The following is a 19599-nucleotide window of genomic DNA, read 5'->3' as shown; positions in this document are numbered from 1 at the left end:
GATCACCCGGTCACCACGGCGAGGTCCGCGGTGAAGTCGCGGTCCAGGGGAAACACGGGTCGCACCACGTTCCGGTACGGCAGCCGCGCGAGATCCTGGTCGACGCCGCCCGGGGTCAGGGCGAGCAGCCAGTCGCCGGCCGCGTCGAACAGTTCGGGTTCCAGATAGCCGATCTTCACCACGACGAGATCCATCTCGTCGACCTTGATGCCCAGCCGGGCGTAGGAGTCGAGCAGGCGGTACTGCATCCGGCGGGAGGTGACGAGGACGCTGAGCCCGCCGACCCGTACGCTGACGCACCGCCCGCCGTCGGGATCGTCGGCGACCGCCTCCAGGATCCCGTCCAGCGGCAGCGGTCCCGGGTCCCGGGGGTCGATCCGCCCGCCCACGGTCACCCGGACCGGCGAGCCGAGCGGCCGGTCGGCGACCTGCGCCACGGCCTGCGGGTCGACCAGCGAGGCGAACACGGCACGGCGCGAGCCGTCGCGGATCTCGGGGCGGGCCAGCATCCGTGCCGCGGCGAAGGTGACGTCGTCGGCGCCGCCGGCGCCCGGGTTGTCACCGGAGTCGCTGATGAAGAACGGTCGCCGGGCCGGATCGGCGACCGCGGCCAGGGCGGCGTCGAGGCACTCGTCCATCGAGCCGGTGGGTGCCACGAAGGCGAACTCGTCGCGGGCCGCCCAGAAGTGCCCGCCGAGCTCGCGGGCCGCTTCGGTGGTGGCGGTGGCGTCGGTGCCGGTGACGACGACCGCGCCCCGGCAGCGCGGCTGGTCGGCCCAGGCGAATCCGATCCAGATCGCCGCGTCGACGACGCCGTCGCGGGCTTCCACCTCGGGGATCCGCGCGTAGAGTCCGCGGGCCGGCTCCTCGCGGGTGCTGGTCATCTCGCCCGGCAGCAGGATCGGCACGTGCACCAGCGCCTTGTGCGGGCGCTGCTGCCGGCGCAGCGCCTCGACCAGGTTCCGGGCGGCGCGCTCACGGGTCTCCCACACGTCGACGTGCGGGGCGGTGCGGTAGCAGGTGAGCAGGTCGCAGGCGTCGAAGAGCACCCGCGAGACGTTGCCGTGCAGGTCCATCGCGGCGGAGACGAACGGCTCCGGCCCGAGCACCGACCGGATGGCGGTGACGAGATCGCCCTCCGCGTCGTCGCGCCCGACGACGGTCATCGCGCCGTGGATGTCCAGCAGCATGCCGTCCAGGGGGCCGGCCGCGCCCAGCTTCTCCACCAGCTCGGTGGCCCAGGCCTCGTACGTCGCGGCGTCCACCGCCCCGCCGGGCAGGGCCCGGGCGTGCACGAGCGGGATCCACTCGACGTCGGCGGCCCAGGGCTGGACGGGGGAGAGCCAGTCGTAGCGCGCCAGCAGGGCATCGCCCCGGGTGACCTCGAAGTCGTCGGCGGTGCTCAGGTGCGGCGAGAACGTGCTGGACTCGATGTGGATGCCGCCGATGGCGACGCGGAGGGGACGGGGCACGGGTGTTGCTCCTCAGGAGGGTCGTACGTCGGTCGTCGTGCGCAGCAGGTGCCCGAGGCCGACCAGGGCCGCATCCGGGCCCGCGACGCTGGCTTCGATGGTCAGGGACTGGGTCACGGGCGGTAGGCAGCGCTCGTAGAGCATCCCGCGGGTCGCGGCCACGTAGACGTCGAGGCTGGACAGCGCGCCGCCGATGACGACGGCGTCGGGGTTGAGGAAGTTGACCAGGCCGGAGAGGGCGACGCCGAGCAGCCGGCCGGCGTGGCGCACCATCGTCACCGCGGTGGGGTCGGCGTCGCTGACGGCCGCCACGATCTCCCGGATGCTGGTCGCCGGGGAGCCCTGTTCGGCCAACTGGCGGGCCAGGGCGGCCCCGCTGGCGACGGTCTCGAGGCAGCCCCGGCTGCCGCAGGAGCATTCCCGCTCGCCGCTGTCCGCCACGCGGACGTGGGTGACGTCGCCGCTGAGGCCGCGCCCGCCCCGGTAGATCTGGCCGCCGCTGACCAGGCAGCCGCCGATGCCGGTGCCGGCCTTGACGTAGATCATGTCGCCGAACTCGTCCCGGCGGGTGACGTACTCGCCGATCGCCGCCGCCTTGGCGTCGTTGTCGACGACCACCGGCACCGGGAAGCGCTCGGCGAGGCGGGCCCGCGCGTCGACGCCGCTCCAGCCGGGCATCCGGGCCGGGCCGATCAGCCGTCCACCGGGGAACTCGACCGGGCCCGGCAGGGCCACGCCGACCCCGAGCAACTCCTGGCCGGCCGCGGTCGCCGCCTGGAGCCGGTCGAACGTCGCGGCGACCACCTCGAACACTTCGGCCGGTCCGGCCGCGATGTCGATGGCCACCTCCTCGGTGGTGCGCAGGCCGCCGTCGGGCGCGCACAACCCCACCCGGGCGTGCCGGCCACCCAGCTCCGCGACGGCGAGGATCCCCTTGGTCTCGCGCAGGCGCAGGATCCGGGGCCGCCGTCCCCCGGTGGACCGGCCCACCCCCTCCTCGAGGATGACGCCCTCCTCGAGCAGCCGGCGCACCACGGTCGTGACGGTGGAGGGGGCGACCTGCAACGCCTCGATGAGGTCGGCGCGCGAGGTGACCGTGCCGCTGGCCAGCAGGCTCAGGGTCTGGTCTCGCAGCGTGGCGGAGATCGATGGTTCCAAGGGTGCCTCTCCTTGTTCGGGCGGTCCTCCGGCGCCGCCTCAGTGTCGCAGTGCCCGGCGGGGTGCACGCCGGAGCCCACGCGAAGAGTATCGGTCGATGCTTCGCCGACTTAGATCGTACCTCGACCGAAGTAGCCGAATAAAGAGGGTAAGTTTCGTTGACTCATGACTTCGGCCCGGATACATTCTCCGCGTCGAACGTCGAGGAGCAGCACCGCGGGGCCGAACGCGTGGCACCGCCGGTAGCGCCCGGAGACGCGGGGCAGTGCACATCAATCGAGGAGATTCATGAGGAGCAGATTTCCCCGGCGAGCCCTCCGCGGCGCGGTGGCGGTGGCCAGCGCCGTCGCCCTCGGGGCGGGCCTGGTCGCCTGCGGCGGCGGCAGCAATTCGTCGAAGGACGGCGGGAGTCAGGGCAAGGACACCGCGACCGTCGCCTTCCGCACGCCCAACTGGATCCTGCCGATCTCGGCACCCGGCTTCACCCAGGGCGAGAACGCCATCTTCGGCCAGGCGCTGTACCGGTCCCTCTACCAGTACAAGCTGGACGGCTCGGCGCAGTACAACATCGACCCGCAGCGCTCGATGGCCGAGCCGCCGGTGGTGAGCGACGGCGGCAAGACCCTGACCATCACGTTGAAGGACAACACCTGGTCCGACGGCAAGCCTGTCACGACCAGGGACATCCAGTTCTGGTACGACCTGGTCCGCGCGAACAAGGACAAGTGGGCGTCCTACCGGGCCGGCGGCCTCCCGGACAACATCGCGCAGTGGTCGGTCAAGGACGAGAAGACCTTCTCGATCACCACCACGAAGGTCTTCAACACCGCCTGGTTCGTCGACAACCAGCTCAACAAGATCACCCCGATGCCGCAGCACGCCTGGGACAAGGACTCCGCCACCGCGGCGGTGAGCAACCTGGCCAGCACGCCGGCGGGCGCGAAGAAGGTCTTCGACTTCCTCACCAAGGCCGCCAAGGACCCCAAGACGTACGACTCGAACGAGCTGTGGAAGGTCACCAGCGGCCCCTGGAAGCTGGCGAAGTACGTGCCCAACGGCGAGGTCACCCTCGCCGCGCAGCCGAGCTACTCGGGTGTGGACAAGCCGAAGCTCGCCAAGATCGTGCTGCGGCCGTTCACCGGCGACGACGCCGAGTTCAACGTGCTGCGCGCCGGTGACATCGACTACGGGTACGTGCCGGCGGCGAACCTCTCCCAGGAGGGCTACCTCAAGTCCAAGGGCTACACGGTCTCGCCGTGGTACGGCTGGTCCGTCACCTACCTGCAGCTGAACTTCAACAACCCGAAGACCGGGGTGCTGTTCAAGCAGCCGTACCTGCGGCAGTCGCTGCAGATGCTCATCGACCAGCCGACGATCAGCAAGGTGATCTGGTCCGGGACGGCCGCGCCGACCTGCGGCCCGGTGCCGGCCAAGCCGGGCACCAACGGCGCCGACGCGTCCGGCTGCGTGTACTCGTTCGACCCGGCCAAGGCGAAGGAACTGCTGGAGAGCCACGGCTGGAAGGTGACCCCGGACGGGCAGACCACCTGCCAGACGCCGGGCAGCGGCCCGAACCAGTGCGGCGACGGCGTCGCCGCCGGCACGCCGCTGAACCTCACCGTGACCAGCCAGATCGGTTTCGCCGCCACGACCAAGATGTTCGCCGAGATCAAGTCGCAGATGGCCAAGCTCGGCATCCAGCTGACCATCAAGGAGGTGCCCGACTCGGTCGCGGTCACCCCGGCCTGCAAGCCGGCGGACGCCACCTGCTCGTGGGACATGTCCTTCTTCGGTTCGCAGGGCAGCTGGTACTACCCGGCGTTCGCCAGCGGCGAGCGGCTCTTCGCCACCGGCGCCCCGGTGAACCTGGGCAGCTACAGCAACCCGGAGGCCGACAGGCTCATCGAGGCCACCCAGTTCTCCGGCGACGAGAGCGCGCTCAAGGCCTACAACGACTTCCTCGCCAAGGACCTGCCGGTGCTCTGGATGCCGAACCCGGTGTTCCAGGTCTCGGCGTACCGGTCCGGTCTGCAGGGGGTCGAGCCGCAGGACCCGATGAACTTCATGTACTTCCAGGACTGGTCCTGGAAGTGACCGGTCACTGATCGTCCCGGCCCCGGCGGCGCCCACCGCGCCGCCGGGGCCCCGACCAGGGAGGAGGCACGGCCCAGGTGGTCCGGTACCTCATCACGCGCTTGGGCCAGGCCCTCGTCGTCGTCGTGCTCGTCACGGTGATCGCGTTCCTCATCCTGCACCTGCTGCCCGGGGGCGCGGCGCGCGCCACCCTCGGCAAGGAGGCGACGCTGGAGCAGCTGGCGGCGTTCAACCACGACATGGGCTACGACCGGCCCTGGATCCAGCAGTACGGCATGTACCTGCAACGCCTCCTGCAGGGCGACCTGGGCTACTCGTACCAACTCAACCAGTCCGTCGTCGAGGCGATCAGCCAGCGGCTGCCGAAGACGATGGTGCTGTCGCTGCTGTCGACCGTGCTCGCCATCGTGCTGGCGATCCCGCTCGGCGTGATCCAGGCGGTACGCCGCAACCGCTGGCCCGACTACGCCATCACCTCGCTGTCGCTGCTGGCGTACGCCACGCCCATCTTCTTCATGGGCCTCATGCTGATCATCCTGTTCTCGCAGGTCTGGCCCATCCTGCCGCCCGAGGCCCCGCAGGGGTTCACGGTGGCGGAGGTGCTCGCCGACCCGGCCGGGCTGGTCCTGCCCACGATCACCCTGGCCATCGTCACCATCGCGGTCTACTCCCGGTACGTCCGCTCCGCCATGGTCGACAACCTCACCGAGAACTACGTGCGGACCGCCCGCAGCAAGGGCCTCTCGGAGCGGCGGGTGGTGTTGCGGCACACCCTGCGCAACGGGCTGTTCCCGGTCATCGCGCTGCTCGGCATGTACCTGCCCGCGCTGTTCAGCGGGGCGCTGGTCGTCGAGTCGCTGTTCAACTTCCCCGGCATGGGGCAGCTGTTCTGGCAGGCGGCGCTCAAGCGTGATTTCCCGATCCTGCTCGGGGTCACCGTCATCATCTCGATCGCGACGGTGGTCGGCGCGCTCGTCGCCGACCTGCTCTACGCCGCCGTCGATCCCCGGGTCCGACTTCAGCGGAGCGCGTCATGACCACACTCCCCGAGGCGGTCCGACCAGGCGCCGTCCCCGACCAGCCGGCCGACGCCGAGGCGCCGGTGCGCGGCCTCTGGCGGCAGGGACTTGTCGTCTTCTGCGAGAACCGGCTCGCCCTGGTGGGCCTGGGCCTGTTCGTCCTGCTGGCCGGGATCTGCTTCCTCGGTCCGGTCTTCTACCACACCGACCAGGTGCACACGGACCTCACCGCGGTCCACCTGGCCCCCGGTGACCAGGGGCATCCGCTCGGCACCGACGGGGTCGGCTACGACCAGTTGGGGCGGCTCATGCTCGGCGGGCAGACCTCGATCATCGTCGGGCTCGCCGCCGGGATCCTCGCCACCGCCCTGGGCACGATCTGGGGCGCCGTCGCCGGGTTCGCCGGCGGCTGGGTGGACTCGGCGATGATGCGGGTCGTCGACGCGATGATGTCGATCCCGTCGCTGTTCCTTTTCATGCTGCTCGCCGCCATCGTCACACCGAGCGTGTCGATGCTCATCGTCATCATCGGCGCGTTCGCCTGGCTGGGACCGGCCCGGCTGGTCCGCGGCGACGCACTGACCCTGCGCTCCCGCGAGTACGTCCAGGCCATGCGGGGGATGGGTGGCACCGGCGGCCGGGCGGTGCGCCGGCACATCGTGCCGAACGCCATCGGCACCGTGATCGTCAACGCGACCTTCCAGGTCGCCGACGCGATCCTCTACGTCGCGTACCTGTCCTTCCTCGGCCTCGGCGTCCCACCGCCGGCGGCGAACTGGGGCGGGATGCTCTCCGACGGCCTGGCGGACACCTACAGCGGCCACTGGTGGCTGCTCTACCCGCCCGGCATCGCCATCATCCTCATCGTCCTCGCCTTCAACTTCATCGGCGACGGCCTGCGGGACGCCTTCGAGGTCCGCCTCCGGCGACGCTGACCAGGAGCAGAAAAATGAGCGAATCGACCGGCCGGCACACGCCGGCAGCCGGCGGAGTCCAGCCCCTGCTGGAACTGCGCGACCTCGACACCGACATCGCGCTGCGCCGCGGCACGGTGCACGCCCTGGACGGGGTCAGCCTCCGGGTCATGCCGGGGGAGACCCTCGGCGTCGTGGGCGAGTCGGGCAGCGGCAAGACCATGACCGCGCTCTCGATCATGGGCCTGCTGCCGCCCGGCGGCCGGGTGTCCGGGGGACAGATCCTCTTCGAGGGCCGCGACCTGCGCGCGCTGCCGGCCGACCAGGTACGCCGGATCCGCGGGGTCCGGATGGGCATGGTCTTCCAGGACCCGCTCACCTCGCTCAACCCGACCATGCGCATCGGCGCTCAGGTCGGGGAACCGCTGCGGGTGCACGAGCGGGTCGGCCGGGCGGAGGCCCGGGAGCGGACCATCGAGATCCTCCGCCGGGTCGGGATGCCGCGCCCGGAGCGGATCGTCGACAACTACCCGCACGAGCTGTCCGGTGGGATGCGGCAACGGGTCGCCATCGCGATGGCGCTGGTCTGCTCACCCCGCCTGCTCATCGCCGACGAGCCGACCACGGCGCTCGACGTCACCACCCAGCGGCAGATCCTCGAACTCATCGACGACCTGCGGGACGAGTTCGGGATGGCCGTCGTCCTGGTCACCCACGACCTCGGGGTGATCGCCGGCCGCGCCGACCGGGTCGCCGTCATGTACGCCGGACGGGTGGTCGAGACCGCCGCGACCGCGGAGCTGTTCCGCGCACCGCGGCACCGCTACACGCAGGCGCTCATGGAGGCGCTGCCCGAGGCGGCGATCCGCGAGAGCGGTGAACACGCCCGCCTCTACAGCATTCCGGGCCTGCCGCCGGACCTGTCCCGGCCCCTGACCGGCTGCCGCTTCGCGCCACGCTGCCGGCACGTCACCGACGAGTGCCGGAGCACCGAGGTGACCCTGTCGGCCGGCGCGCACCAGCACGCCTGCCTGCACCCGGTGCCGGCGGAGCCCGCCGCGCCGGTCAGCCGGCCCGCCCCGGTACGGGTCGAGCCGGTGCGGGAGGGCACCGCGGTCGCACCCGCTGAGCCGTCGGCTGAGCCCGTCCTGTCGGTGCGAAACCTGGTCAAGAACTACGCCGCGCACGGGCGCGGGCTGCTGCGCCGGACCGCCGGCCAGGTCAGCGCCGTGGCGGGGGTGTCGTTCGACGTCGGCCCGGGCGAGACGTTCGGGCTGGTCGGCGAGTCCGGCTGCGGCAAGTCCACCGTGGGCCGGCTGGCTGTCGGGCTGGAGCGGCCGAGCGCCGGGCAGATCATGCTGGACGGCACGGACATCGCCGGCCTGGCCGGACGGGAGCGCCGCCGGATGCACCGGCAGGTCCAGCTGATGTTCCAGGACAGCTACGCCGCGATGAATCCGCGAATGCGCGTCGACGCCATCCTCGCCGAACCCCTCGAGATCCAGAAGGTGGGTGGAACGGCGGATCGGCGGGCGCGGATCGCGACGTTGCTCGACCAGGTGGGGCTGTCCCGGCGGGTCCTGGAGCGCTACCCCCACGAGTTCTCCGGGGGCCAGCTCCAGCGCATCGGGCTGGCCCGGTCGCTGGCCCTGCAACCCCGGCTGATCGTCGGCGACGAGCCGGTGAGCGCGCTGGACGTGTCCATCCAGGCGCAGGTCCTCAACCTCATGCGGGACCTGCAGCGTGAGCTCGGCCTGGCGTACGTCTTCATCAGCCACGACCTGTCCGTGGTCGACTACATGGCGGACCGGATCGGCGTCATGTACCTCGGCAAGCTCGTCGAGGTCGGGCCCGCGCGGGACGTGGTCCGCGCCGCCCGGCACCCGTACACGCAGGCGCTCATCGACGCCGTCCCCTCCGTCACGCCGAACGCCGCGACCGTACGCGACGGGGTGACCATCCGGGGCGAGCTGCCCAGTGCGCTGAACCCGCCCACCGGGTGCCGGTTCCGGACCCGGTGCCCCCTGGCCCAGGACGTCTGCGCCACCGAACCCCCGCTGACCGGCGACGCGCACCAGGTGGCCTGCCACTTCCCGCTGCGTCCGGAGTCGGCCGCGGCGTCCGCCCGGGCCGGGGCGGCGGCATGACCACGGTCGAGATCTGCGTGAGCGACGTGCCGACCGCGCTGGTGGCCGAGGCCGCCGGCGCCGACCGGCTGGAGCTGTGCGCCGACCTCGGCCAGGGCGGCACCACCCCGAGCCTGGGGACGGTCGAGGTCGCGCTGCGGACATTGCGCCGGGTGGCCGTACGGGTCATGGTCCGCCCCCGGGGCGGCGACTTCCGGGTGAGCGAGGTCGAGGAGCAGGTCATGCTCGCCGACATCGGGGCCATCCGCGGGCTGCCCAACCCGCACGGTCTCGCGGTCGGGGTGGTGGTCGGTGCCGTCACCGCCACCGGCGGCCTCGATCTGGCCGTGCTGCGGCGCCTCATCCAGGCGGCGGGACCGCTGCCGGTGACGGTGCACAAGGCCTTCGACGAGGTGGGCGACCAGCTGAGGGCGGTCGAGGAGATCATCGACCTCGGGGCCGACGCCGTTCTGACCTCGGGCGGGGCGCCGACCGCGCTGGCCGGCGCCGCGCGGATCGCCGCACTGCGGCAGCGGGCCGGCGACCGGTTGCGGGTCATCGCCGGCGGCGGCATCCGGTCGCACAACGTCCGGCAGGTGCTCGCGGAGACCGGAGCGTCGGCGGTGCACCTGCGGGCGCCGGTGCGCCGCGACGGCCGCGAGGCCACCGACGGCGACGAGGTACGCCGGGTTGCCGACGCCACGCGTGCCGAGGCGTGACCCGAGCGCCGGCCGGTGACCGATAGCTTGTTCAGGGCCGCCCAGCGGGGCAGTGCCCAACGCGGTCGCCCGCGCCGCCGCCGGACCGGCCCCGCTCACTCCCGCGCGGGGTCGCCCTCGTCCGGCCCGCCCAGCCAGCCGCGGATGCCGCCGAGCGCGGTGGGGCCGTAGTCCTCGTCCACGCCGCGGGCCAGGTCCGCGATCGACACCGCGCGCAGCGCGGCGCGCCAGGCGGCGTCGGCGTCGGCCATCGCGCGGGCGACGGGGCACGGCCGGGTGCAGGCCTCCGCCGGCGTGGCCAGCGGGCCGCGCTGGCGGATCTCGGTGCACACGAACGCGGGCGCGGCGCCGTCGACGGCGGCGACCACGTCGAGGACGGTGATGAGGTCGGGCGACCGGGTCAGCACGTAGCCGCCCGCCTTGCCCTGCACGGAGGTCACCAGGCCGGCGCGGGAGAGCGCCTGCAACTGCTTGGCCAGGTAGCTGCCGGAGACGTCATGCAGCTCGGCGAGCCGGGCGGCCGGCACCGGCTCCGTCGCCGTGGTCAGCACCACGCAGCAGTGCAGCGCCCACTCGACCCCACCCGACAGCTTCATCCGACCCCCCTTGACTCGGACAAAGGCTATCCGATTATTGTCTCGGACAAGAATTATCCGAGTTCGGGGCCGGATGCCTCGACGAACCGGGCGTGCCGGGCGGCATGCCGTGGAAGGGTGAGGGCCATGAAGCTCACAGTCATCGGTGGCACCGGACTGATCGGCTCGCAGGTGGTGCGGAAGCTGACCGAGGCCGGGCACGAGGCCGTCGCGGCATCCCCGTCGACCGGCGTCGACCTGCTGTCCGGTGCGGGCCTGGGACAGGCGCTGGCGGGCGCCGACGTGGTCGTCAACGTGGCGAACTCGCCGACCTTCGACGAGGCTTCGCTGGACTTCTTCCGTACCTCGATGAACAACCTGCTGTCCGCCGGGGAGCGGGCCGGCGTCCGGCACCAGGTGGTCCTCTCGATCGTCGGCGTGGACCAGGTCCCGCAGCTCGACTACTACCGGGCCAAGACGCTGCAGGAGGAGCTGCTCCGCCAGGGGCCCACGCCGTACTCCATCGTGCGCGCCACCCAGTTCTTCGAGTTCGTCAACGCGGTCCTGGCCTGGACCTCGGACGACAAGACCGTCCGCCTGCCCGCCACCCCGGTGCAGCCGATGGCCGCCGCCGACGTGGTGGACGCGGTCGTCGAGGTGGCGACCGGGGCGCCGCTGAACGGCATCCGCAACGTCGCCGGCCCGGACGTCTTCGCCCTCGACGAGCTCGGGCGGCTCACCCTCGCCGTCCAGCAGGACGACCGGACCGTGGTCACCGACGACCAGGCCGGCATGTTCGCGGTCGTCGACGGCGACGTGCTCATCGGCGGCCCGGACGCGCGCCGCGCGCCCACCCACTACCGGGACTGGCTCCAGTCGGCCCGCTGACCGCGGCGGACCGACCTCCGCCCGGCAGGACGGGCGAGCGGGTGACGACCGGCAGGGCGAGCGGGCCGGCGAGGGCCGGGCCCTGGTCCTGCCCGGCCGCCCGGCGATGTCACCGCCCCGGGCCGCCCCGGCGGCGTCACCGCCCCGGGCCGTCCCGGTCCGGCCCGCGGTCCGCCCCCGCGCGGAGGCGTTCCACCAGCTCGTGCGCCGCCGCGATGAACCGCGGGTCCGACTCGCAGGGCCGGTGTCCCTGGATCGGCGGTGGGACGCTGTCGCCCGGCGGGGCCACCACGTCGGTGGGGTCGCGCAGCCGGCGGTCCACGGTTGCCGCCGGGTCGCCGGCCGTGGCGGGCGGGACCGGCCGGTGGGCGGAGAAGATCCAACCGCCGACCGGGTCGGTGTCGCGCCACAGGTTCACCCACCGCCAGCCGAGCCGGGCCCCGACCTCGTGCAGCACCTCGTCGTCGAGGTAGGCGGGGAAGAGCCGGGCGTAGAGCCGGCGCAGCGGTGAGGCGTGGGTGAGCAGGGCCACCCGGCCGCAGACCCCGGGCGGCAGCTGGAGCACCGCCGCGGCGGCCAGGACCGACCCGTGGCTGTGCCCGGTGAGCAGGACCGCCTGACCGCGCCCGACCAGGTAGGTGATCCGCCGGGTCAGCTCCGGCACGGCCCGTTCGGCGTAGCAGGGCGGCGCGAACGGGTGCGCGGCCCGGGGCCAGAACGTGCCCAGGTCCCACAGCACGCCGACGTGGCGGCGGAACCCGGCCGTGCGGTGGGCGAAGATCCCGCCGAGCAGCAGGCCGAGAACGACCAGCGCGATCAGCCAGCTGCCGGCCGCGATGGCGAAGCTGACCAGGTCGGCGGGCAACCCCGCGAACCGCTCGACGACGTCACCGGGACCCACCCGCAGCAGGCCGACGGTGGTGGTGGCCGTGCCGACGGCGGCCAGGCCGGCGTAGACCACGGTCAACGGGATCAGCAGCTCGGTGAACCGGGCGTGGGCGACGGCCTCCCGCACCTGCCGCAGTCGCGGCCCGGCCTCCGCGCGGTCCGGATGGTCGCGAGCCACGATCGCCGCCGCCGCGCGCCGCCGGTGGGGGCGGGAGATCAGGGTCACCAGTCCCGCGACCAGCAGGGTGATCAGTACCGTCCGGAAGAAGCCGAAGATCGCCCAGGCGTACGCCTGGGACGGGCCGGCGGCCAGTCCTGCCGCGGTCTGCGTGTCCCGGTCCAGGAAGTCCGCCACCCGGTAGACCAGCTCCGCGGAGAACGCCGCCGCCAGGCTGATCGCGGCGGCCGCGATCACCAGCGCGCCCAACCCGAACAGCGGCGTGCCGGCCGGCCGGCGGTCCCGGCGGACGAGCAGCACCGCCGCCAGGGCGGCCAGCAGCGCCGTCTGACTGACGAACAACCCGGTGAGCAGGGCGTCGTAGCCGGGCAGGCCGGCCTCCTCGGGCCAGCGCTGCGGGGCGGCCAGGACATCGGCCGCCGCCGCGGGGGTCAGCACGAGCGCGATGGTGCGCAGCACGCTCGCCACCCGGTCGAGGCGCCGATCGGCGGGGGACCGGTCGATCAGCGCCGGGGTGCAGAGCAGGACCGCGCAGGCGGTCAGGACCGCCCCGGTGAGAACCGCCAGCACGAGCGTGCCGGCCGAGTCGGTGGCGGCGAGCCGGGTGGCGAGCAGGGCGGCGTCCAGGGTCGCGAACGCGGCCGCGACGTGCAGGGAACGCAGCCGGCGCACCAGCGGTTCGGCGTCCCACCGGCCGACGCCGCCGAGCCGGTGCCCGGAGACGCCCTCCTCGGGCGCCCGGAAGGCCTCGTACACCCGTCCCAGGCGGGTGCTGCCCCGCCAGATCAGCCCGACGGCGGCGGCCGGCACCAGCGCCAGCACCACCAGGCGCACCCCGGCCGGCCGCCCGCCCAGCCAGGACAACCAGCTCCGGCCGGCCAGGCAGGGCGGCGAGCCCAGGCACTTCCAGGCGATCAGGTCCAGGGCGACCCCGGCGACGGCGAGCACGTAGAGCACGGTGAGGCTGAGCGCCAGCAACCGGCACAGGGACCGGACGATCAGGTCCGAGCCGGGGTTCGCCGGGCGCATCCAGATCGCCACGTTGATCAGCATGAACGGCAGCAGGAGCACCATCGCCAGGGTCCCGGCCACGGTCCCGGTGGGCAGGTCGGCCCAGCGGTACGCCTCCAGCGTCACCCGGTCGCCGCCGGGGCTGCCCCCGTCGCGGCGCGCCCGGTAGAAGCCCCCGCTGGCGTCGCCGGCGACCTGCTCGACCGACGGCACGTCCAACCCCGGTCCGGCGCCCCCGCTGGCGGCACCGTGGATCCGCAGCTCGACCACGTCGTCGGAGCTTTCCGGCCCGGTCGACCGTGCTGCTGCCTCCGACATCGGCCCCCCGGGTCGTCTCGGGGGGTCGGCACCGGGTGCACCCGGCGCGGGGACGGCCCCGTTGTGCGGGCCGGTAGACGGTCGGCTGCCCGACCCGGTTGGCGGCGGGCAGGACGGTAGCGGCCCGCGTCCTCGTTCCAGGCTAGGAGGGCGGCCGGGGCGCTGCCCCGGCTTTGCCGGGTCGCGACCGCTTGCATGGCAGCGGGCGCCCCGGGGCCCGCGGGCCCCGGGGCGGCCCGATCAGGCGAGGTCGAGCTGGACGGTGGCGATCTCCCAGGCCCGCAGCGGCAGCCGGACCCGGCCGTCGGCGTCGACCGGCAGCGGTTCGCCGGCCCGGCCGAGCAGGTCGGCCCGGCACGCGCCGCGCAGCGGCACGCCGCCCAGCACCGCGACGGTGTCCACCGGGGTCTGCGCCACCAGCCGTACCTCGGTGCGGCCGGCCCGGTCGCGCACGCTGGTCAGCGCCACGCCGGCGCCCTCGACACCGAGCCCGACCGCCGGCCCGGGCAGCGGGACGCCCGGGTCGGCGGTGCCGGGGAAGGCCAGCAGCTCGTGCCGGTACGCCTCGGCGGCCGCCACCACGCCGGCCTCGTGCCAGCCGCCCCGGTAGGGCAGCACCGCCAGGTCGACGGTGCGGGCGCCCCGGCACTGCGCCTCGGGCGTCGGCAGTTGCGGGCCGGCGGGCTCGTCGCGCAGCGCGTGCCGGTTGCGCGACAGCATCCCGATGGACCGCAGCACGGTGACCGCCAGCTCGCGGCCCGAGTCGGTCAGCTCGTACTCGGTGGGCTGGGTCAGCAGCACCGCGAGCGCGCCGTCCGCCCCACCGGCGGCCACGAAGCCGTTGGCCGGGAAGGTGGGCAGCGGCACCTCACCGCCGCCACCCTCCGCGGTCAGGCCGCGCGCCACGACGGCGAACTGGCCCTCGGCGTACGAGGTGTCGGCCGGGGACGGCAGCGGCAGGTGCAGCCGGACCCGGTGGTCGTCGCAGCGGTTGTCGAACTCGACGCGCAGCCGGACGAACGGCTCACCGCAGCGCAGCTCGACCCGGGTGGTCACGGTGATCGGCTCCCGGTCCACGGCCCGGGAGCCGGCGTCCACGTCGGCGGCCACCGGCCAGCGGTACTCCCGCAGCACGTCCAGGACGGCCACCAGCGGCCCGTCATGGCGCACCACGGTGCGTACCGCCCGCGGCTTGTCGACCAGTTCGTCGGCCGCCGGCGGGGCGTAGTTGTAGCTGTCGCCCACGTCGCCGCCGTCGACGATCCGGCCGACCCCGTCCACGGCGACCCCGTCCGGGGTGGCCAGGGTGAGCGTCCCGTCCTCGGCGACGTCGACCCGGAGCAGGCCGTTGTCGAGTCCGCGGCCGGCCACCGTGACCGGGGCGGCGGCGGGTGCCGCGGTCGCCGGCAGCGGCGCCGGCCGGACCGCGGCGCGCCCCAGCGCGGGCACCTCGACCAGGGCGGCGACGGTGGCCCGGGGCGCGGCGAGGATCCGTACCCGCCACCGGTCGGGCTGCCCGGCGGCGGCGAGCGCCAGCCGGACGTCCTCGACGTCGAAGGCCGGGTCGCCGTGCCGGGCCACCTGGAAGGTGAGGGTGGCGTCGTCGGGCGAGACGGACCAGGCGGTGACCTCCTGGCCGTAGAGCTCCCGGCCGTGCACCCGGGTGAGCACGGCCGGCAGGTCCGCCGCCGGCACCACGTCGTCGGCGAGCAGCGTGCGGGCCCGGTCGAGGATCTGCGCGGCGACGGCGCGCCCGGTGGCGTCGGTGAGCGCCACGCCGCCGTCGGCCGGCACCGCCACGTCCAGGCGCACCAGGGCGGTCCGCGCCGCCGGGGTGGGGTTGAACAGCAGGTAGCCGTCGCGGGGCACGGCGGCGGCCAGCCGGGCGCCGACCAGGTCGCAGACCGCCCGGCCGAGCTGGTCGGCCTCGGCGAGGCGGGCGGCGACCTGCTCGGCGGTCTCGTCGCAGCCGCAGCCGGTCACCGAGTCGTGGCAGCTGGCGTCGATCAGCCGGGTCCAGGCCATGTCGAGGAACCGCTGCACGGACCCGTCGTGGGTGAGCGCGGCGAGCGGTTCGGCGTACCGCTCGACGCGCCGCTCGGCGCGGTTCATCGCCCGCTTGAGGTGCGCGCGCACGGAGATCACGCCGGGCAGGATGTTGGCCCGGGCGTGCGAGCGCAGCTCGCCGCGAACGACCGGCAGGCCGTCGACGGTGGCCGGCTGGGTGGCGAAGTACTCGGCGAGGGTGCCCAGCCGCAGCCGGGTGCCGGCGAGGTCGGCGGTGGCCAGCAGGTCGGGGGCGTCCGGCGCCGGGGCGGCGTGGTCGGTGCCGTACATGGCCAGGACCGGGGTGTCGTCGCCGGCCGGCCGCCACCCGGCGAGCCGGTCGGCGAGATCACCGGCCCGGCGGGTGACCTGAGCGGGATTCTCCATCAGGGCCGCGGCGTTGCCGTAGCCGCCGGGCAGGTACTGGGTGCGGATCGTCGTGCCGTCCGGGGCCTGCCAGGCGAAGGCGTGCTGGTGCACCCGCTCCGGCACGCCCCGGAACACGCAGGCGTGCGCGAGCCCGGCGCCGGCCAGGAGCTGCGGCATCTGGGCGATGTGGCCGAACATGTCCGGCAGGTAGCCGACCGGCATGGCGCCGCCCAGGTCGGCGCTGCGGGCCAGCCCGCGTTCCAGGTTGCGGACGATGTTCTCGCCGGAGCAGAGGAACTCGTCCAGCAGGATCTGCCAGGGGCCGACCGACAGCCGGCCGGCGCGGACCAGGTCGATCACCTGCTCCCGCCGCTCCGGGCGGACCTCCAGGTAGTCGTCCACCGCGGCGAGCTGCCCGTCCAGGGTGAACCGCTGCCGCGGGTCGTGCTCCATCCGGTCGAACACGTCGTCCAGCAGCGCCACCAGGCGCAGCCGGAACCGCTGGAACGGCTCGTACCACTCGCGGTCCCAGTGCGTGTGCGGGACCACGATGATCTCGGTCGGTCGTGTCATCAGCTCGCCGCCTCTCCGCCGATCGCCGCCCCGGTCAGCTCCCCGTAGCGGCGTACCACCTGCTGGCTGGTCCGGATGTCGGTCGCGCCCTCGGCGATGCCGGTCAGCGGGGCGGCCCCCGCGGTGACCATCGCGTGGAACGCGACCAGTTCCTGCTCGAACGCCTCGATCACCGACCGGTACGCGGCCCGCCGCTCGCCGCCGCCGTGCTCGTCCACCACGGTGAGCGTGGTGGGCGCGTTGAGCAGGTACGGCGAGGGGAACACCAGCTCCAGCGAGCCGCCGGCGTGGTGCAGGGTGACCGTCTCCCGGTACGCGGGGTAGTCCGGCAGGTTGAGCCACCGGATGCCGTAGCGCGCGCCGCCCGGCAGCCGTCCGCTGATCTCCACCGACGGCTCGGCCGGTCCGTGCGGGCCGAGCGGCCAGGTGGCGACCTGCTCCACGGTGGCCGGTGCCCCGGTGAAGAGCCGCAACAGCGACAGGTCGTGCGAGATGCTGTTGATCAGGATCTGGTAGAGGGCGCGCGCGCCCGGGTCGGCGCCGACGGCGGCGTCGAGCAGCGCGTGGTCCGCGGCGGTCAGCCGGGCCACCTCGTCGACCGGCAGGTCGCCGGGGGCCGGCGGTAGGTTGGCGAAGCGCAACTGCCGGTCGCCGCCGGCGTGCAGCACGGTCACCTCCACGGCGTGCACCCGCGCCGCGCCGCCGAGCTCGGCCAGCAGCCGCCCGGCCTCGGCCACCGCCGGGTCGTACTGCTTCATGTAGCCGACCATCAGCGCCGGGGCGCCGGCGCCCAGCTCGGCCAGGCGGGCGGTCTCGGCGACGGTGTAGGCCAGCGGCTTCTCGCAGAGCACCGGCAGGCCGGCGCGCAGCGCCAGCGCGGCCAGTTCGCCGTGCGAGCCGGAGGTGGCCAGCAGCACGGCGTCGCAGCCGCCGTCGGTCACCATCCGGGCCGCGTCGGTGTGCCGGCGGGCGGGTTCGACGCCGTACCGGTCGCCCAGCTCGGTCACCCGGGCCGGGGACAGGTCGGCCAGCGCGACGATCTCGAACAGGTCGCCGCGGCGTTGCAGCAGCGGCAGGTGCACGGTGCGGGCGATGATGCCCAGCCCGGCCACCGCGATCCGGATCCGCTTGCCCGGCTCGGTCATCGCAGCGCCTCCTCGAGCCAGCGGAGGTTGGCGTGCTGGTCGGCCCGGATCCGGTCGAGCGCCCCGCCCTCGGGGGCGTCCTGCTCGATCACCAGCCAGCCGGTGTAGCCGATCTCGTCGAGGCCGGCGAGCACCCCGGCGAGGTCCACGTCGCCGTGGCCCAGGGCGCAGAAGCCGCCGGCGGCGACCATGTCCATGAGCCCGCCGCCGGCGGCCCGGACCCGGGCGTGGACGGCGAGGTCGGCGTCCTTCAGGTGCACCTGCCCGATCCGCCCGGCCCAGCGGCGCAGCGCGGCCACCGGGTCGCCGCCGGCCAGCGTCAGGTGCCCGGTGTCCAGGCAGATGGCGATGTCGGTCAGCTCGAGCAGCCGATCGGCCTCCGCCTCGGTCTCCACGTCGGTGCCGAGGTGATAGTGGAACACCGGTTCCAGGCCGCGGTCGCGGCACCGGTCGGCGGCCTGCTGCACCCGCGCCGCGAAGTCCGGCCAGGCGGCGGCGGGCAGCGCCGAGGCCAGGTCGGTCGGGGTGCCCGGCCGGGCCATCCGGGCCGGGTTGCCGGGGCAGGCCAGCGTCGGCCGGGGCGCGAACCGGGCGTCGCCGGCCGGCGCCGCGGTGAACACGTCGAGCGCGGCGTCGAGCTGGGCCAGGTCCGCGGCGAAGCCGGCCGGGTCGGCGAAGCGCAGGTCGACCCAGCCGCCGGCCAGCCCGATGCCGGCCGTGGCCAGCCGCCGCACGAGGGCCTGGCCGGCGCCGAGGTAGCCGATCGGGCCGGAATCCACCCCGGTGTAGCCGTCGCGGGCCAGGTCCGCGAGCAGGTCGTCGGGGCCGACGGGTGCGTCGGCGGTCCGGTAGATGCCGTAGTTGACGGGGGCGCCGGCCACCCGGGTGCGTCCGGTCAGCTGCACAGTGCGATCACCTCCATGCGGTGGGACTCCAGGACGTGCAGCCCGTCGCCGGCCGGTAGCAGGCACCGGTCGCCGCGGACCAGCCGGTGCCGCCCGTCCGGGTAGGCCAGCAGCGCGCCGTCGGCGTCGAGCACCAGCAGCTCGTCGCCGAGGCGCAGCAGCAGCGGCCCGTCGGGGGCGGCGGAGACGGCGGTACGGCCGCCGCGCAGCGCGTCCAGCACGGCGTCGCCCGGCGGCGGGTCGCCGCCGGCGAGCACCCAGGTGGTGGGGGAGCCGGGTGGCGCGTCGTCGCCGGGGCGGTGGAAGTCGCTGCCGCCGATCGCCACCACGTCCGGCCGCCAGGCCCGCGCCCAGGCCAGCGGGGCACCCCAGGTGCGGTCCCACCAGCCGGAGTGCCACACCTCGACCAGCGGGGTGCGCTCGGCCAGCGGCTGGCGCCAGGCGCAGTCGCCGCCGAGCGGGTGGTTGACCGACATCAGCCCGCCGTCGCGCCGGGCGGTGGCGAGCCACTCGTCGGGCGGCCGCCGGAAGTCGACCCAGCCGACCGGGCCGAACACGTTGGCGTGCCCCCGGTCGGTGGTGACCTCCTGGCCGGGCAGCAGGGTGATGCCGTAGCGGGCGCCGGCGGCCGGCAGCCACGGGTGGTGGCTGACGGTGTTGTGGTCGGTGACGGCGAGGAAGTCCAGGCCCCGGCCGGCGGCGAGCGCGGCCAGCTCGTCGATGGTGGAGCTGCCGTCGCTGTGCACGGTGTGCGCGTGCAGGTCGCCGGCGAGCCAGCGCCGGCCGTCGACGGTGGGCAGGTCGCGGCGGGGCGGCCGGTCCGGGCGGGGTGGCGCCGCCGGTACGGGTGGCGCGGGCGGCGGCGTGCCGCTGGTGGTGGCGGTGACCTCGTAGTCCAGCCCGTCGGGCGGGATGCGGTGCAACCGCAGCAGCACCTGCCACTCGCCGGGTTCCAGCTCGCCCGGCAGGTAGCCGGGGGTGGCCCAGTCGGCGGCCACCGTGTAGCCGTCGCGGGCACCCCCGGACCAGCCGCGGAAGCCGGCCGGACCGACGCAGCCGAGGTCGAGCACCCCGGCCTGGCGCGGGTAGTCCAGCCGGACGGTGAGCGCGGCGGTGCCGGGCGCCACGGTGACCGGCAGGGCCCGGAGCACGTCGTCGGCGCGGTCCTGCAGGGTCCACCTGCCCCGGTGCACGACCACGG

General features: G+C 74.4%; 14 protein-coding genes. 6 read left to right on the top strand and 8 right to left on the bottom strand.

Annotated elements, in window-relative coordinates:
* Positions 1 to 2: 2 nt before the first annotated feature.
* Both ACIBPB_RS06205 and ACIBPB_RS06200 read right to left on the bottom strand, forming a co-directional pair.
* On the bottom strand, positions 3 to 1472 hold the full coding sequence (locus tag ACIBPB_RS06205; protein WP_396838473.1) for a M81 family metallopeptidase: 1470 nt from the start codon (positions 1470 to 1472) through the stop codon (positions 3 to 5).
* A 12-nt stretch (positions 1473 to 1484) separates the two neighbouring features.
* Entirely contained in the window at positions 1485 to 2630 is a 1146-nt protein-coding gene (locus ACIBPB_RS06200) for an ROK family transcriptional regulator (protein WP_396838471.1), read from the bottom strand.
* A 288-nt stretch (positions 2631 to 2918) separates the two neighbouring features.
* On the opposite strand from ACIBPB_RS06200, the gene ACIBPB_RS06195 reads away from it, so the two are divergent.
* The 5 genes from ACIBPB_RS06195 (at position 2919) to ACIBPB_RS06175 (ending at position 9502) form a co-directional block, all read left to right on the top strand.
* Complete coding sequence (locus tag ACIBPB_RS06195; RefSeq protein WP_396838470.1) at positions 2919 to 4724, top strand: peptide ABC transporter substrate-binding protein; 1806 nt, start codon at positions 2919 to 2921, stop codon at positions 4722 to 4724.
* 77 nt (positions 4725 to 4801) lie between these two features.
* Entirely contained in the window at positions 4802 to 5761 is a 960-nt protein-coding gene (locus ACIBPB_RS06190) for an ABC transporter permease (RefSeq protein WP_396838468.1), read from the top strand.
* Positions 5758 to 6678, top strand: a complete 921-nt coding sequence (locus ACIBPB_RS06185; RefSeq protein ID WP_396838467.1) for an ABC transporter permease — start codon at positions 5758 to 5760, stop codon at positions 6676 to 6678. Before ACIBPB_RS06190 ends, ACIBPB_RS06185 begins: the two co-directional genes overlap by 4 nt.
* A 14-nt stretch (positions 6679 to 6692) precedes the next feature.
* Entirely contained in the window at positions 6693 to 8804 is a 2112-nt protein-coding gene (locus ACIBPB_RS06180; protein WP_396838466.1) for a dipeptide ABC transporter ATP-binding protein, read from the top strand.
* Positions 8801 to 9502: a copper homeostasis protein CutC gene (locus ACIBPB_RS06175; RefSeq protein ID WP_396838465.1), complete on the top strand. Its 702-nt coding sequence runs from the start codon at positions 8801 to 8803 to the stop codon at positions 9500 to 9502. The genes ACIBPB_RS06180 and ACIBPB_RS06175 overlap by 4 nt, the downstream gene beginning before the upstream one ends.
* Positions 9503 to 9597: 95 nt before the next feature.
* On the opposite strand, the gene ACIBPB_RS06170 is transcribed toward ACIBPB_RS06175, so the two are convergent.
* Positions 9598 to 10098 (bottom strand): RrF2 family transcriptional regulator, encoded by a 501-nt coding sequence (locus ACIBPB_RS06170; protein ID WP_396838464.1) that lies wholly within the window; start codon positions 10096 to 10098, stop codon positions 9598 to 9600.
* 126 nt (positions 10099 to 10224) lie between these two features.
* Between ACIBPB_RS06170 and ACIBPB_RS06165 the strand changes: the two genes are divergently transcribed.
* Positions 10225 to 10965 (top strand): SDR family oxidoreductase, encoded by a 741-nt coding sequence (locus ACIBPB_RS06165; protein WP_396838463.1) that lies wholly within the window; start codon positions 10225 to 10227, stop codon positions 10963 to 10965.
* A 136-nt stretch (positions 10966 to 11101) separates the two neighbouring features.
* Here ACIBPB_RS06165 and ACIBPB_RS06160 read toward each other — a convergent pair whose 3' ends face one another.
* From ACIBPB_RS06160 to ACIBPB_RS06140, 5 genes are all read right to left on the bottom strand, one after another.
* Complete coding sequence (locus tag ACIBPB_RS06160) at positions 11102 to 13312, bottom strand: hypothetical protein (protein ID WP_396838462.1); 2211 nt, start codon at positions 13310 to 13312, stop codon at positions 11102 to 11104.
* Positions 13313 to 13600: 288 nt separating this feature from the next.
* Complete coding sequence (locus ACIBPB_RS06155; RefSeq protein WP_396838461.1) at positions 13601 to 16348, bottom strand: hypothetical protein; 2748 nt, start codon at positions 16346 to 16348, stop codon at positions 13601 to 13603.
* Complete coding sequence (locus tag ACIBPB_RS06150; protein ID WP_396838460.1) at positions 16348 to 17493, bottom strand: Gfo/Idh/MocA family protein; 1146 nt, start codon at positions 17491 to 17493, stop codon at positions 16348 to 16350. Before ACIBPB_RS06150 ends, ACIBPB_RS06155 begins: the two co-directional genes overlap by 1 nt.
* Positions 17490 to 18398, bottom strand: coding sequence for a sugar phosphate isomerase/epimerase family protein (locus ACIBPB_RS06145; RefSeq protein WP_396838459.1), 909 nt, complete (start codon positions 18396 to 18398; stop codon positions 17490 to 17492). The genes ACIBPB_RS06150 and ACIBPB_RS06145 overlap by 4 nt, the downstream gene beginning before the upstream one ends.
* Positions 18389 to 19597 carry a CehA/McbA family metallohydrolase gene (locus ACIBPB_RS06140; RefSeq protein ID WP_396838457.1) on the bottom strand — a complete coding sequence of 403 codons (1209 nt, stop codon included), beginning with the start codon at positions 19595 to 19597 and terminating at the stop codon, positions 18389 to 18391. Before ACIBPB_RS06140 ends, ACIBPB_RS06145 begins: the two co-directional genes overlap by 10 nt.
* Between the last annotated feature and the right edge of the window lie 2 nt (positions 19598 to 19599).

It is taken from the genome of Micromonospora sp. NPDC049836 (assembly GCF_044465125.1).
Taxonomy (GTDB): domain Bacteria; phylum Actinomycetota; class Actinomycetes; order Mycobacteriales; family Micromonosporaceae; genus Micromonospora.
This window is presented reverse-complemented; position numbering and strand designations above follow the sequence as displayed.